Here is a 335-nt window from a genome sequence, read left to right on the forward strand (position 1 = left end):
GACCTTGTCGACAGCCGTCTTCATGTTGTCGTAGATGCCACGGCGGGCCACCCCGCCGAAGGCCATGAACGAGCGCGTATGGGCGTCGAACAGCATCTCGTGACCCTGGCTCGGGTAGGCCACGAGCCAGAACGCCCGCGACGCGCACAGCTTCATGTGCGACACCTGCAGTTTGCGGTAAATGCCGCCGACAACCAGTCCTTCCTCGGACCAGTCAAACTGGAACGCTTCGCCGAGCTCGAACCGCAACGGCACAAACGCCGACTTCGAAACCGCTTTGCCTTCGCCTTGCCGCCAAGCCCGGATGAAATCGGTCACCCGTGAATAGCAGCCAT

Annotated in this window: 1 pseudogene; it reads right to left on the reverse strand. The window is 61.8% G+C overall.

What is annotated here, in order from left to right:
* Positions 1–335: pseudogene (locus SB816_RS30420) on the reverse strand (IS21 family transposase); the annotation flags it as partial.

Origin of the sequence: Achromobacter sp. SIMBA_011, assembly GCF_046535435.1 — a bacterium.
Classification (GTDB): domain Bacteria; phylum Pseudomonadota; class Gammaproteobacteria; order Burkholderiales; family Burkholderiaceae_B; genus Achromobacter; species Achromobacter dolens.